We start from the raw sequence: 13,852 nt of genomic DNA, 5'->3' as shown, positions 1-13,852 counted from the left end.
TTTTTATTACGATAGTAAACGTACAGAAAATATTGTCCGTTTTGAAAAACAGGAAATTGTGCTTACGGTGAAGGAGTGAAGAAAATGAGTGAAGAAAAAATTTATGATGTGATTATTGCCGGAGCAGGACCAGCAGGAATGACAGCTGCTGTGTACACGTCACGTGCAAATCTCGATACATTAATGATTGAACGTGGTGTACCTGGCGGTCAGATGGCAAACACAGAAGATGTTGAGAACTATCCAGGTTATGACCATATTCTAGGGCCGGATTTATCTAATAAAATGTTTGAGCATGCGAAAAAATTCGGTGCAGAATATGCGTATGGTGACATTAAAGAAGTCATTGACGGAAAAGAATACAAAATTGTAAAAGCAGGAAGCAAGGAGTACAAAGCACGTACTGTTTTGATTACAACAGGTGCACAGTACAAAAAAATCGGTGTACCAGGCGAAGAAGAACTAAGCGGTCGTGGCGTATCCTATTGCGCAGTTTGTGATGGTGCATTCTTTAAGAACAAAGAGCTAGTCGTTGTTGGTGGCGGTGACTCTGCAGTAGAAGAAGGTGTCTACTTAACACGCTTTGCTTCAAAAGTAACGATCGTCCATCGTCGCGATGAGCTTCGCGCTCAAAAAATTCTACAAAAACGTGCCTTTGATAATGAAAAAATTGACTTCATCTGGAGCCATGTCGTAAAAGAAATTAATGATAAAGACGGCAAGGTTGGAAGTGTGACATTGGTTGATAAGAAAACAGGTGAAGAAAAAGAATTCAAAACAGATGGTGTGTTCATCTACGTTGGTATGATTCCATTAAGCGAACCGTTCAAGAGCCTTGGTATTACAAACGAAATGGGCTACATTGAAACCAATGATCAAATGGAGACAAAGGTCCCAGGAATTTATGCAGCAGGCGACATTCGTGAGAAAACTTTGCGTCAAATTGTCACAGCGACAGGTGATGGAAGTATTGCTGCACAAAGCGCACAACATTACATTGAAGAGCTGAAGGAAGAGCTAGGAGTTTAACATCTAAAAAAAGGGGAGTTAACAGAGAAGTAACCCTGTTTTAACGCTGTTGTAATAAAGATGCAACAAACTTTCGTTAAGATGAAGTTAATCAATTGACCCCCTTTTTTATATTGATTAATTCATTTGGCACAGGGCATCCCTGTGCCTATTTTCAGCTCATGAGAGATAAATTAGGAATAAAATACGAATATAGCAGTATCGAACATTTTCTTTCATAGTTACAATGACTTATCTGGTCATCTGATCATTAAAGCTGAACGGGAAGTTTCTCCATTGTGAGCATATGTAAATAATAGTATAATGTCAGAAGAGTTATGTAAAGGGTATTCACTGGCTCCTTTTCCAAATAAGAGAGCGTGAGAGGTGAGATGAGAATATGCAGCGTGTAACAAATTGTGTTTTACAAGAAGGTAACAAAGTATTGCTGCTTCAAAAACCTCGCCGCGGATGGTGGGTAGCCCCCGGCGGAAAGATGGAGCAGGGAGAATCAATTAAAGATACGGTTGTAAGAGAGTTTCGGGAAGAAACAGGCATTTATCTTAAGAACCCGAACGTAAAAGGGATTTTTACGTTTACGATAAAAGATGGTGACCGTGTTGTTTCAGAATGGATGATGTTTACGTTTTTCGCAACGGAATATGATGGAACAAATGTAAACGAATCAGAAGAAGGAAAGATTGCATGGCATGAAGTGGAAGCAGTACAGGATTTGCCAATGGCACCTGGGGATCATCATATTATTGATTACGTCGTGAAAGGTAATGGGATTATCTACGGGAACTTTACCTATACACCAGACTTTCAATTAATCTCTTATCGTCTAGATCCATCATAAGAAAGCATGGTGCACCAAACTGCTGATAAACATATAGATATAGAAAAAGACATTCATTATTAAGACACTCTAGATTTCTATACAAGGGGGAGCGGGAGACATGAGCAAACATGGTCATGATATGCAGTTAGTCATTATTACAGGTATGTCTGGAGCAGGAAAAACTGTAGCAGTACAAAGCTTTGAGGATTTAGGTTATTTCTGTGTGGATAATCTACCGCCTACGCTTCTTCCGAAATTTCTAGAGTTGATGAAAGAATCTGGGAATAAAATGGATCGTGCAGCGATTGTAATGGATTTGCGTGGCCGAGATTTCTTCGAAAGTTTATTAGGTGCAATTGATGAAATGAACAAACAAGAATGGCTGACACCTCAAATTCTTTTCTTAGATGCAAATGATCAATCACTTGTTAGCCGATATAAAGAAACAAGACGTGCGCACCCTCTTGCACCACGAGGGCTTCCGCTTGAAGGCATTAAGCATGAAAGAAAAATGCTTGAAGAGCTTAAAGGACGCGCGCAAACAATTATTAATACATCGACGATGAAACCACGACAACTACGTGAAGCGATCATTGATAAATTCGCAAACAATAAGCAAAATCTCTTTAATATCAATGTGATGTCATTTGGGTTTAAACATGGCATCCCAATTGATGCGGACCTTGTTCTAGATGTTCGTTTTCTACCTAACCCCCATTATATTGACTCACTTCGACCATTAACTGGGTTGAATGAGGAAGTCTCCGGCTATGTACTTAAGCAGCCTGAAACGCAAACTTTTCTTAATAAGCTGATTGATTTGTTAACATATATGATTCCTCAATATAAACGAGAAGGAAAAAGTCAGCTCGTTATTGCAATCGGTTGTACTGGCGGTCAACACCGTTCGGTAACACTTGCTGAATATATTGGTAAGCATTTCATGGAAGAGTATATGACACAAAGAAGTCACCGTGATATAGAGAAAAGAAAGGAAACAAAGTAACATGGCCAATGGACAGAAACCAAAGGTAACAGTCATCGGCGGGGGTACAGGGCTTTCTGTCCTGCTAAGAGGATTGAAGAAGTTTCCGATTGATATCACTGCCATTGTGACTGTTGCTGATGATGGGGGGAGCTCGGGGCGGTTAAGAAATGAGATGGATATTCCGCCCCCGGGGGATGTGCGAAATGTATTGGCGGCTTTATCGGAAGTAGAGCCGCTACTTGAAGAATTATTTCAACATCGGTTTACGAATGGAAACGGCTTAAATGGTCATGCGCTAGGAAACCTGTTTCTTGCTGCCATGACATCGATTACTGGTGACTTCGTTCATGCTATTCGTGAAACAAGTAAAGTCTTGAATGTAAAAGGAGAAGTACTCCCTGCAGCCAACCGCAGTATCGTTTTGAATGCAGAGCTTGAAGACGGGACGATTGTATCCGGAGAGTCAAAGATTCCCACATATAATAAAAGGATAAAACGTGTTTTCTTAACACCTGCACATGTGGACGCGTTGCCTGAGACAATTGACGCAATAAAGAAGTCTGATTTAATTGTATTAGGTCCCGGCAGCCTTTATACAAGTATACTTCCCAACCTGCTTGTCGATCATATTGGTAATGAAATTTGTCGAGCATCAGCGGAGAAGGTGTATATTTGTAACGTGATGACTCAGCCTGGAGAAACGTTAGGCTATACGGCAAGTGACCATATTCAAGCGTTATATGATCATTTAGGCGCGCCATGCGTTGATTATATTATCGTGAACAACGAGCCCATTCCGGCCTACATTTTAAAACGGTATGAAAAAGAACAGGCAGTACCAGTAACAGCAGATATTTCAAGGCTGCAAAATCTCGGGTTAGAAGTGTTTAGTGATAATTTTATACTTGAACAAAATGACATGATCCGTCATGATACAATAAAAGTTTCAAAATTACTCTATCGCTTGTTAACACGATAAATATTTATAGAGTATGTTAAAAGGATGAAGGGGGTGGCGGCAACCGATGTCATTTGCATCAGAGACAAAAAAAGAATTAACCCACCTTGAGACAAGTGGCTGTTGCGCAAAAGCAGAATTATCTGCACTAATTCGCATGAATGGCACGCTATCTTTTGCAAATAGGCAAGTCAACGTCGATGTGCAAACTGAAAATGCAGCCATCGCCCGCCGTATATACACATTATTGAAACGACAATTTGAAGTAGAGGTCGAGCTTCTTGTTCGCAAAAAAATGAGGTTAAAGAAAAATAATGTTTATATCGTGCGGTTGAAAAGTAATGCGAAGGAAGTGTTAGAGGATTTAGGTATTTTAGGAGATAGCTTTACCTTTGTCCGCACAATCTCTAAAGCGTTTACACGAAAAACATGCTGCAAACGAGCCTACTTACGTGGGGCATTTCTAGCTGGAGGTTCAGTAAATAATCCGGAAACCTCCTCCTATCATTTAGAGGTTTTCTCACTATACGAAGAACATAATCATTCACTTTGTGAATTAATGAACGATTTCCAGTTAAATGCCAAAACACTTGAGCGCAAAAAAGGATTTATTTCGTACTTAAAGGAAGGCGAGAAAATTACAGAGTTCTTAAACATCATTGGGGCTCATCAAGCATTACTGCATTTTGAAGATGTAAGGATTGTTCGCGATATGCGAAATTCTGTAAATCGCCTTGTTAATTGTGAGACAGCCAATTTGAACAAAACAATTGGGGCAGCCATGAGGCAGGTAGAAAACATTCGCTTCATCAAAGACTATGTTGGTTTAGAAGTGTTGCCTGATAAATTACGTGAGATTGCTGAACTTCGAATTAAGTACCAAGATGTTACGCTGAAAGAGCTGGGTGAGATGGTTGAAAGTGGTAAAGTAAGTAAATCAGGGGTCAATCATCGGCTTCGTAAAATAGATGAAATAGCAGATAAATTAAAACGAGGGGAATCCCTAACAAATAAATAAGCGGTTGCCATTGCTGTGTCGGTGATGGGTGATTTGATAAAGGAGGAAGAAATAAATGGTTGAGAAAAAAGTGGTTATCCGATTGAAGTCAGGCTTGCAAGCAAGACCTGCTGCGATGTTTGTGCAAGAAGCAAACCGTTTTACATCTGAAATTTTCCTAGAAAAAGAAGGGAAAAAAGTAAATGCTAAAAGCATTATGGGGCTGATGAGTCTTGCGTTAAGTTCAGGCTCAGAGGTTTTATTAATTGCTGAAGGAAATGATGAAGGCGAAGCAGTTGATGCTTTAGCTCGATTTGTCGAAAAAGAAGATTAAAAAAAGAAGATGCTGGCCAATTAGAGTCAGCATCTTCTTTCGTTTGTATTTCATTATTTCTTATCTTCTGTAGGGTTTTGCGTAATAACTCTGTCAATTAAGCCGTATTCTTTCGCAGCGTCTGCAGTCATGAAGTTATCACGGTCTGTATCACGTTGGATAATATCAAGTGGTTGACCCGTACGCTCAGAAAGAATTTTGTTCAGTTTCTCGCGCATTTCGATAATTCGTCTAGCGTGAATCTCGATATCAGAAGCTTGACCTTGTGTGCCGCCAAGTGGTTGGTGAATCATAACTTCACTATTAGGAAGTGCGAAGCGTTTGCCTTCAGCACCTGCTGCTAGTAAGAAAGCACCCATTGAAGCAGCCATACCGATACAAATTGTTGATACCTTTGGCTTAATGTATTGCATTGTATCGTAGATTGCCATACCAGCAGTAATTGAACCACCTGGGCTGTTAATGTATAGTGAGATGTCCTTATCAGGGTCTTCTGCAGCTAGGAAAAGAAGCTGTGCAACAATTGAGTTTGCAACATTATCATCGATACCTGATCCAAGCATAATAATGCGGTCTTTCAACAAACGTGAATAAATGTCATAAGCACGTTCGCCGCGATTTGTTTGCTCAATAACTGTAGGGATTAAGTTCATTATAACTCCTCCTTGTAACTTGTTTTTCCCCTCATGTAAACTATAAGAAGCTTTATGATATGTAGGGAATAAATGTCATAATTGACCATTGTAGTCTTGCTTTTCATTAAGTTGTTTGTAATTCTATGATACATTAAAGGTCAATTAAGGTCAAACAAAAGGATTGCTATGTAAGACATCTATAGTTACTTATTCGTCTCACCTTCTAATGTTTCCTTTTCAATTAACATGTAAACACAAAATTTCTTTTCGCTTTGTACAGATAAGGGATGTTTGTTGCAAAAGGCACCTATTCAATGTATAATAATGCTTGTGTCTGAAAAACGTGCCCCCGTGGTGTAACGGATAACACGCAAGATTCCGGTTCTTGAAATGTGGGTTCGATTCCTGCCGGGGGCGTCAAAAAACCTTTTACACGAAAGCCTTGTGTAAAAGGTTTTTTTTAATTTAATATAGAGATAGTACTTCTTCCTTCCAAGTAGTTTCCATACCATTTAGTAAAGGATTTATTGTACAATAAATATTAGGGGAGGAGAGAAGATGGAATTAGGTCTCTTTCAACAACAAACATTAAAGCTGGTGATGACGACTGAATTGCGTCAAGCCATTACACTACTTCAATACTCTGCACTAGATTTGTCTGAATTTCTTCAAGAACAATCAATGGAAAATCCCCTCATCGAACTACGAGAATCCACTTGGGAACAGCAAAGAAATACGATGCGAAAGTCATCAAGTGGTAATGATGTAAGCCCGCTTGATTTTGCTACTGAACAACGTACGTCCTTATCTGATGAATTGCTGACACAGGCTAGATGGCTTGAGCTGTCTGAACAAGAACGTGAAACTCTAGAGCATCTTATCTTTTTGCTTGACGAAAACGGTTACCTGCATGAGCACTCATCGGATATTGCGGAAAGGTTAAATCGATCAGAGTCGCAAGTTGAGGAAATGATAAAGCGCTTACAACAACTTGACCCTATAGGAATTGGAGCGCGCAGTCTGGCAGAGTGTTTATATTTACAATTGGAATATGAATATCCAGACGAGGAACTTGCTGCTGAAATCGTGCGAGATCATTTGCAATTGCTGGCAGAAAAGAAATGGAAGCAAATAACGAAGCAATATGATATTACGCTTCAGGAAGTGCAAAGGATCTATGACCTGCTACAAACCTTAAATCCGCGCCCAGGAGCAATGTACAACGCAGGCTCTGCTAATTACATCATCCCTGAGCTGACTGTGAAGCAGGAGAATGGTACTTTTACAGTTTCATTTAACGACCAGAGTATTCCGACGGTTTCGTTAAATGCACAATATAAAGGGATCTTAGAGAAGGCGAAGGAAGAAGAACTATCGAAGTATCTTCAAGATAAATATCAGCAAATTGTCTGGCTTCAAAAAAGCATCCAACAACGAAGATTAACATTATTGAAGGTGATGACAGCTATTATTGAGAAGCAGCCTGATTTCTTTGAGAAAGGTGACTCTCATTTAAAACCGATGACATTGCGAGATATTGCAGAAGAGACAGAGCTTCATGAATCCACTGTCAGCAGGGCTACGACCGGAAAATATGTGCAAACACCGCATGGGGTCTTTGAACTTAAGAGCTTCTTTTCTTCCGGTATCCGTACACAGCAAGGGGAAGACGCTTCTTCTAATGAAGTAAAGATTGCGATGAAGAAGTTAATTGATAGTGAAGACAAGAAAAAACCACTATCCGATCAAAAGATTGTACAGTTATTAAAGGAAGAGCATGGTGTTGTAGCTTCACGTCGAACGATTGCGAAATATCGTGACCAGCTGAATATTCCTTCAAGTACAAAGCGAAAACGTTATGAATAATGGTTAGGAGCAGATGCTGTGGAGAAGATCGAGGTTGTTCTATATTCAAGAAAAAAATGCCCACTATGCGATCAAGCACGAGATGTATTAATCGAACTGCAGAATGAGTTTCCGCTTAACATTAAGGAAGTGGATATTTACTCAGATGATGAACTGTTGGAGAAATATCAATTGATGATTCCTGTGGTTGATATTGATGGAGAGCAGGCCGATTACGGGATGATTGTAAAGGATTTATTAAGAAACCGTTTACTTGAAAAAAATCAATAAGTCTTTATTGCTCTGTGTGATCATTCCTGCTAGAATAAGAAATGTAGCAGGAGTGATTTTTTTTGCAGTGGATGGGACAAAACATGTACATGTGGGACAAATTTTGACCAAATGTTTGAAAGGCGAAGAAAATCATTAAGGAGTTATTTTCATGAAAGCATTGCTTGAACTACAACAAAAACTATTGCCGGAATTAATGGAGTTTATGCAAAAGCGTTATCGTATTTTGCAATATATCCGTTTTATGCAACCGATTGGACGTAGAAGTCTTGCAACACAATTAGATGTGACAGAAAGAATCTTACGTTCTGAGGTGACACTACTGAAAAACCAAGGGTTGCTTGATGTATCTCAAACAGGTATGCAACTAACCGAAGACGGTGAAAGGTTGCTTGACCAATTGGAAGATATTATGAAAGAGATTCTTGGTCTTGGTGTTTTAGAAAAAAAACTCAAGGATATATTACAACTAGACCAAGTAGTAGTGGTTTCTGGCGATAGTGATAAAGATGAATTATCAAAGGTTGAGATGGGACGTGCGTGTGTTGCTTGTATGAAAGGACACTATCAGTCGAACAATACAATCGCTGTAACAGGTGGCACAACAATGGCGGCTGTAGCTGAGATGATGACTCCAGATACGAAAGGAAGAGAGTTATTGTTTGTTCCAGCTAGGGGTGGACTCGGCGAAAATGTTCAAAATCAAGCAAACACGATTTGTGCAAAGATGGCAGAACAAGCTAATGGGGCGTATCGATTACTACATGTCCCAGATCAGTTAAGCACAGCAGCGTACCAGTCACTCACAGCTGAACCATCTATTCGAGATGTTTTGGCATTAATTAAAACACCAACGATGGTTGTCCATGGAATTGGCAATGCATTAACAATGGCTGAAAGACGCAAAACAAGTCATGAGGACTTTGACAAAATTCACAGTGGAAAGGCTGTAGCCGAATCATTCGGCTATTACTTTGACAGTGAAGGAAACATTGTTCATCGTGTTACAACTGTTGGACTTCAGCTTGAAGATTTGCAGAGTGTTCAATCTGTCATTGCGACAGCCGGCGGAGCTTCGAAAGCTTCAGCAATAATGGCATATATGAAACAAAACACAAGCACCATTCTTATTACAGACGAAGGTGCAGCACAAGCGATTGTTAGGGATTATTCCCTTTCTTCATAAAGAAAAAGACCTTTTAAGGAGGAATTCTTCATGGCAGTAAAAGTAGGTATTAATGGTTTTGGACGTATCGGACGTGTCGTATTCCGCGCAGCACTTAAGAATCCAAATGTAGATGTGGTAGCAGTTAATGATCTTACAGATGCTAATATGCTTGCACACTTACTACAATATGATTCAGTGCATGGCAAGCTTGATGTTAAAGTTGAAGTTAAAGGTAATAACCTTGTTGTTGATGGAAAAGAAATCACAGTTAAAGCAGAACGCGACCCAGCAAATCTTGGGTGGGGAGATCTTGGCGTAGAAGTAGTTATTGAGTCAACAGGACGCTTCACAAAACGTGACGACGCAGCGAAGCACATTGAAGCAGGTGCGAAGAAAGTTGTTATCTCTGCTCCAGCGAAAGAAGAAGATATCACAGTTGTTATGGGCGTAAATGAAGGTGATTACGATCCAGCTAACCACCACGTTATTTCAAATGCATCTTGTACAACAAACTGCCTAGCACCATTTGCAAAAGTTCTTAACGATAAATTTGGTTTAAAACGTGGTATGATGACAACTGTTCACTCATATACAAATGACCAACAAATTCTTGACTTACCACACAAAGATTACCGTCGTGCTCGTGCGGCTGCAGAGTCTATCATCCCAACAACGACTGGTGCAGCAAAAGCAGTTGCAAAAGTATTACCAGAGCTTAACGGTAAGTTAAATGGTATGGCTATGCGTGTTCCAACACCGAATGTATCACTTGTAGACCTAGTAGCTGAGCTTGATAAGAACGTATCAGTAGAAGAAGTAAATGCTGCATTTAAAGAAGCTGCTGAAGGTGAACTTAAAGGTGTTCTTGCGTACAGTGAAGAACCACTAGTATCAAGAGACTACAATGGTAACCCATCTTCTTCAACAATTGATGCATTATCAACTATGATTATTGAAGATAACTTAGTGAAGGTTGTTTCTTGGTATGACAACGAAAGCGGCTATTCTTACCGCGTAGTCGATCTTGTTGATTACATTGCAAGCAAAGGCCTTTAAGCTTAACTTGTAACATTTTATTTTAAAAATTTCTTAATTTGCTTTGAACCCTTTTAAAACAATGCTTATAATCTTGTATAGTGCTTCTAAATTCCGCTGTGGATTTTGCACTGAATATTGAGAGCAATGGGGGGAGCGGGGAGCAGTACATCGGTTCCCTCTCCCTCCTTGTTGTATTTAAAAAACAAAGTTTAAAAGGAGGAAGCCCCCGCGATGAACAAACAAACGATTCGCGACGTTGAAGTGAACGGTAAAAAAGTATTTTGCCGTGTTGACTTTAACGTACCAATGCAGGATGGAAAGGTGACGGATGACACACGTATCCGTGCAGCTTTACCAACAATTAAGCATCTGAGCGAACAAGGTGCAAAGGTAATTTTGGCTAGTCATCTAGGACGTCCAAAAGGTGAAGTGGTGGAAGAACTTCGTTTGAATGCGGCTGCGAAGCGTCTTAGCGAACTGCTAGGCAAAGATGTAGCGAAAACAGACGAGGCGTATGGTACAGAAGTAGAAGATGCGATTGCAAAGATGTCAGATGGAGACGTCTTGTTATTAGAAAACGTCCGTTTCTATCCAGGCGAAAAGAAGAACGACCCTGACTTTGCAAAAGCACTTGCATCACTTGCTGATTTGTATGTTAATGATGCATTCGGAGCAGCACACCGCGCACACGCTTCAACTGCGGGAATTGCAGAGCATCTTCCAGCTGTTGCAGGCTTCTTAATGGAGAAAGAGCTTGAAGTATTAGGGAAGGCTTTATCGAAGCCAGAGCGTCCATTCACAGCGATCATTGGTGGCGCAAAGGTAAAGGATAAAATCGGTGTTATCGACAACTTGCTTGAAAAAGTTGATAATCTAATTATCGGCGGCGGACTTGCTTATACGTTCGTGAAGGCGCAAGGTCATGATATTGGAAAATCTCTACTTGAGGCAGACAAAATCGATCTTGCAAAACAATTCATGGACAAAGCAAAAGAAAAAGGCGTCAATTTCTACATGCCGATAGATGCTGTAATTGCGGATGAGTTCTCAGCAGAAGCAAATACAGAAGTTGTTGATATTGATTCAATTCCAAGCGATTGGCAAGCGTTGGACATTGGTCCAAAAACAATCAAGGAGTATCGGGAAGTGATTAAGAATTCAAGACTCGTTATTTGGAACGGTCCGATGGGCGTGTTTGAGTACGAGAAATTCGCTGACGGTACGAAAGGTGTAGCAGAGGCGCTTGCTGAAGCGGAAGGTACATATTCCGTCATCGGTGGAGGAGATTCAGCTGCGGCTGTTGAAAAGTTTGAGCTAGCAGATAAAATGAGCCATATTTCAACAGGTGGCGGAGCTTCTCTAGAGTTCATGGAAGGAAAGACTCTACCAGGCGTTGCGGCGCTGAATGACAAGTAAGAAAAATATCACTCCACTAAAGAGGTGAAAGTATGCGTAAGCCGATTATTGCAGGTAACTGGAAAATGAATAAAACGTTATCTGAGGCAACGGACTTCGCAACAAATGTAAAAAGCAAAGTGCCAAGTCCTGAAGTTGTCGATTCTGTTGTATGTGCTCCAGCATTGTTTCTTGGACAACTTGTTGAAGAAGCAAAAGAAACAGACTTGAAAGTAGGAGCTCAAAACATGCACTTTGAAGAGAGTGGCGCATTTACAGGAGAAATTAGTCCTGTTGCGTTAAAGGATGTCGGAGTTGAATACGTCATTATTGGTCACTCTGAACGTCGTGAAATGTTTGCAGAAACAGATGAAACAGTGAACAAGAAAGTCCATTCTGCATTTGACCATGATTTGAAACCGATTGTTTGTGTTGGTGAAACGTTGGGAGAGCGTGAAAGCAACAAAACAAACGAAATCGTAGGGAAGCAAGTAGAAAAAGCTTTCGAAGGTCTTGGGAAGGACAAAGCAAGCGAAGTTATCGTTGCATATGAACCAATCTGGGCAATTGGAACAGGCAAATCTTCATCAGCTCAAGATGCAGATGAAACGTGTGGCTATATTCGTCGTACAATTGCTGAGAAATATTCTGAAGAAGTTGCAGATAAAGTTCGTATTCAATACGGTGGTAGCGTTAAACCAACAAATATTAAAGAGTATATGGACCAAGAAAACATCGACGGTGCACTTGTCGGTGGTGCAAGCTTGGACCCAGCATCTTTCTTACAACTCTTGGAGGCAGTGAATAATGGCTAAAACACCACATGCATTAATCATCTTAGATGGTTTCGGAATGCGTGAAGAAACAAAAGGAAATGCAGTTGCACAAGCCAATACACCAAACTTTGACCGTCTTTGGGAGAAATATCCGCGCACAACACTCACTGCTTGCGGTGAGGCGGTAGGCCTTCCAGAAGGACAGATGGGTAACTCAGAGGTTGGGCACTTAAATATTGGTGCAGGGCGTGTTGTTTATCAAAGTTTAACGCGAGTGAACTTATCGATTCGCAATGGGGAGTTCTTTGATAACAATACATTTAACGAAGCAATGGAGCATGCGAAAGAGAAAGGAAAAGCACTCCATATCTTTGGCTTGCTTTCAGATGGTGGCATTCACAGTCATATCAAGCATATGTATGCTTTATTAAAAATGGCTGCTGATAAAGGTCTTGAGAAAGTCTATATTCATGGCTTCTTAGATGGTCGTGATGTTGGACCGCAAACGGCGAAAACGTATATTAAGGAAGCACAGGAAAAGATGAACGAGTACGGTGTTGGTGAATTCGCAACAATCTCTGGCCGTTACTATTCAATGGACCGTGACAAGCGTTGGGATCGTGTCGAACGTTCATATCGCGCGATGGTATATGGAGAGGGCCCTTCATACACAGATCCAATTGAGCTTGTTGACGATTCATATGAAAATGGCATTTATGATGAATTCGTTTTACCATCTGTGCTTACGAATGAAGATGGAACGCCTGTTGCGACAATTGAAGATGAAGATGCGGTAATCTTCTATAACTTCCGACCAGACAGAGCAATCCAAATTTCACGTGCGTTTACGAATAAAGATTTCCGAGAATTTGACCGCGGTGAGAAAGCACCAAATGATTTATTCTTTGTTTGTTTAACGAAGTTTAGTGAAACAGTTGATGGTTACGTCGCGTTCAAGCCTTCAAACTTGGATAATACGTGTGGGGAAGTTCTCTCGCAAAATGGCTTAACACAATTGCGTATTGCGGAAACAGAAAAGTATCCACATGTAACTTTCTTCTTCAGCGGCGGTCGTGAAGAGAAATTCCCTGGAGAAGAGCGTATTCTCATTGACTCACCAAAAGTTGCAACGTATGATTTGAAACCTGAAATGAGTGCGTATGAAGTAACAGATGCACTTGTGAAGGAAATCGAAGCAGGCAAGTTTGATGCGATTATTTTAAACTTTGCTAACCCTGACATGGTTGGTCATTCAGGTAAAATTGAGCCGACTATCAAAGCAGTAGAAGTAGTAGATGAATGCTTAGGTCGTGTGGTTGATGCGCTTCAAGCACAAGGTGGGGACGCAGTCATTACGGCAGACCACGGGAATGCTGATGAAGTGATTACGCCTGAAGGCAATCCGATGACCGCACACACAACAAATCCAGTACCAGTTATTGTGACAAAAGATGGTGTCAAGCTGCGTGATGACGGCATCTTAGGTGATTTATCACCAACATTATTGGATCTATTAAATGTCGAGCTTCCTGAAGAGATGACAGGACGTTCCTTAATTAAAAAATAACCTTAACGATT

General features: G+C 40.5%; 14 protein-coding genes and 1 tRNA gene. 14 read left to right on the top strand and 1 reads right to left on the bottom strand.

From position 1 onward, the window contains the following. Positions 1-84: 84 nt before the first annotated feature. The 6 genes from trxB (at position 85) to LC040_14765 (ending at position 5,126) form a co-directional block, all read left to right on the top strand. Positions 85-1,029, top strand: a complete 945-nt coding sequence (gene trxB, locus LC040_14790) for a thioredoxin-disulfide reductase (GenBank protein ID WLR50515.1) — start codon at positions 85-87, stop codon at positions 1,027-1,029. 379 nt (positions 1,030-1,408) lie between these two features. Continuing rightward, on the top strand, positions 1,409-1,867 hold the full coding sequence (locus LC040_14785) for an 8-oxo-dGTP diphosphatase (protein ID WLR50514.1): 459 nt from the start codon (positions 1,409-1,411) through the stop codon (positions 1,865-1,867). Positions 1,868-1,967: 100 nt separating this feature from the next. Continuing rightward, positions 1,968-2,855 carry an RNase adapter RapZ gene (gene rapZ / locus LC040_14780; protein WLR50513.1) on the top strand — a complete coding sequence of 296 codons (888 nt, stop codon included), beginning with the start codon at positions 1,968-1,970 and terminating at the stop codon, positions 2,853-2,855. 1 nt (position 2,856) lies between these two features. Further along, positions 2,857-3,816 carry a YvcK family protein gene (locus LC040_14775; GenBank protein WLR50512.1) on the top strand — a complete coding sequence of 320 codons (960 nt, stop codon included), beginning with the start codon at positions 2,857-2,859 and terminating at the stop codon, positions 3,814-3,816. A gap of 46 nt (positions 3,817-3,862) precedes the next feature. Then, complete coding sequence (whiA, locus tag LC040_14770) at positions 3,863-4,813, top strand: DNA-binding protein WhiA (protein WLR50511.1); 951 nt, start codon at positions 3,863-3,865, stop codon at positions 4,811-4,813. A gap of 55 nt (positions 4,814-4,868) precedes the next feature. Then, complete coding sequence (locus LC040_14765; protein ID WLR50510.1) at positions 4,869-5,126, top strand: HPr family phosphocarrier protein; 258 nt, start codon at positions 4,869-4,871, stop codon at positions 5,124-5,126. A gap of 53 nt (positions 5,127-5,179) precedes the next feature. On the opposite strand, the gene clpP is transcribed toward LC040_14765, so the two are convergent. Next, positions 5,180-5,779, bottom strand: coding sequence for an ATP-dependent Clp endopeptidase proteolytic subunit ClpP (gene clpP / locus LC040_14760; GenBank protein ID WLR50509.1), 600 nt, complete (start codon positions 5,777-5,779; stop codon positions 5,180-5,182). A 327-nt stretch (positions 5,780-6,106) separates the two neighbouring features. Between clpP and LC040_14755 the strand changes: the two genes are divergently transcribed. The 8 genes from LC040_14755 to gpmI all read left to right on the top strand — a co-directional run bounded on the left by LC040_14755 (position 6,107) and on the right by gpmI (position 13,841). After that, positions 6,107-6,178 (top strand) — tRNA-Arg (locus tag LC040_14755). A 141-nt stretch (positions 6,179-6,319) separates the two neighbouring features. Next, the gene (rpoN, locus tag LC040_14750) at positions 6,320-7,627 is read left to right on the top strand and encodes an RNA polymerase factor sigma-54 (GenBank protein WLR50508.1); all 1,308 of its coding nucleotides are present in this window, start codon (positions 6,320-6,322) and stop codon (positions 7,625-7,627) included. Between the two features lie 27 nt (positions 7,628-7,654). Then, entirely contained in the window at positions 7,655-7,897 is a 243-nt protein-coding gene (locus LC040_14745; GenBank protein ID WLR53309.1) for a glutaredoxin family protein, read from the top strand. Positions 7,898-8,048: 151 nt separating this feature from the next. Then, positions 8,049-9,083, top strand: coding sequence for a sugar-binding domain-containing protein (locus LC040_14740; GenBank protein WLR50507.1), 1,035 nt, complete (start codon positions 8,049-8,051; stop codon positions 9,081-9,083). A 30-nt stretch (positions 9,084-9,113) separates the two neighbouring features. Further along, on the top strand, positions 9,114-10,121 hold the full coding sequence (gap, locus tag LC040_14735) for a type I glyceraldehyde-3-phosphate dehydrogenase (GenBank protein WLR50506.1): 1,008 nt from the start codon (positions 9,114-9,116) through the stop codon (positions 10,119-10,121). A gap of 213 nt (positions 10,122-10,334) precedes the next feature. Further along, positions 10,335-11,519 (top strand): phosphoglycerate kinase, encoded by a 1,185-nt coding sequence (locus LC040_14730; GenBank protein WLR50505.1) that lies wholly within the window; start codon positions 10,335-10,337, stop codon positions 11,517-11,519. A 32-nt stretch (positions 11,520-11,551) separates the two neighbouring features. Continuing rightward, positions 11,552-12,313, top strand: a complete 762-nt coding sequence (tpiA, locus tag LC040_14725; protein ID WLR50504.1) for a triose-phosphate isomerase — start codon at positions 11,552-11,554, stop codon at positions 12,311-12,313. Further along, positions 12,306-13,841: a 2,3-bisphosphoglycerate-independent phosphoglycerate mutase gene (gpmI, locus tag LC040_14720; GenBank protein ID WLR50503.1), complete on the top strand. Its 1,536-nt coding sequence runs from the start codon at positions 12,306-12,308 to the stop codon at positions 13,839-13,841. Before tpiA ends, gpmI begins: the two co-directional genes overlap by 8 nt. Positions 13,842-13,852 lie beyond the last annotated feature (11 nt).

Source organism: Bacillus tianshenii (assembly GCA_020524525.2).
Lineage (GTDB): Bacteria > Bacillota > Bacilli > Bacillales > Bacillaceae_N > Bacillus_AV.
This window is presented reverse-complemented; position numbering and strand designations above follow the sequence as displayed.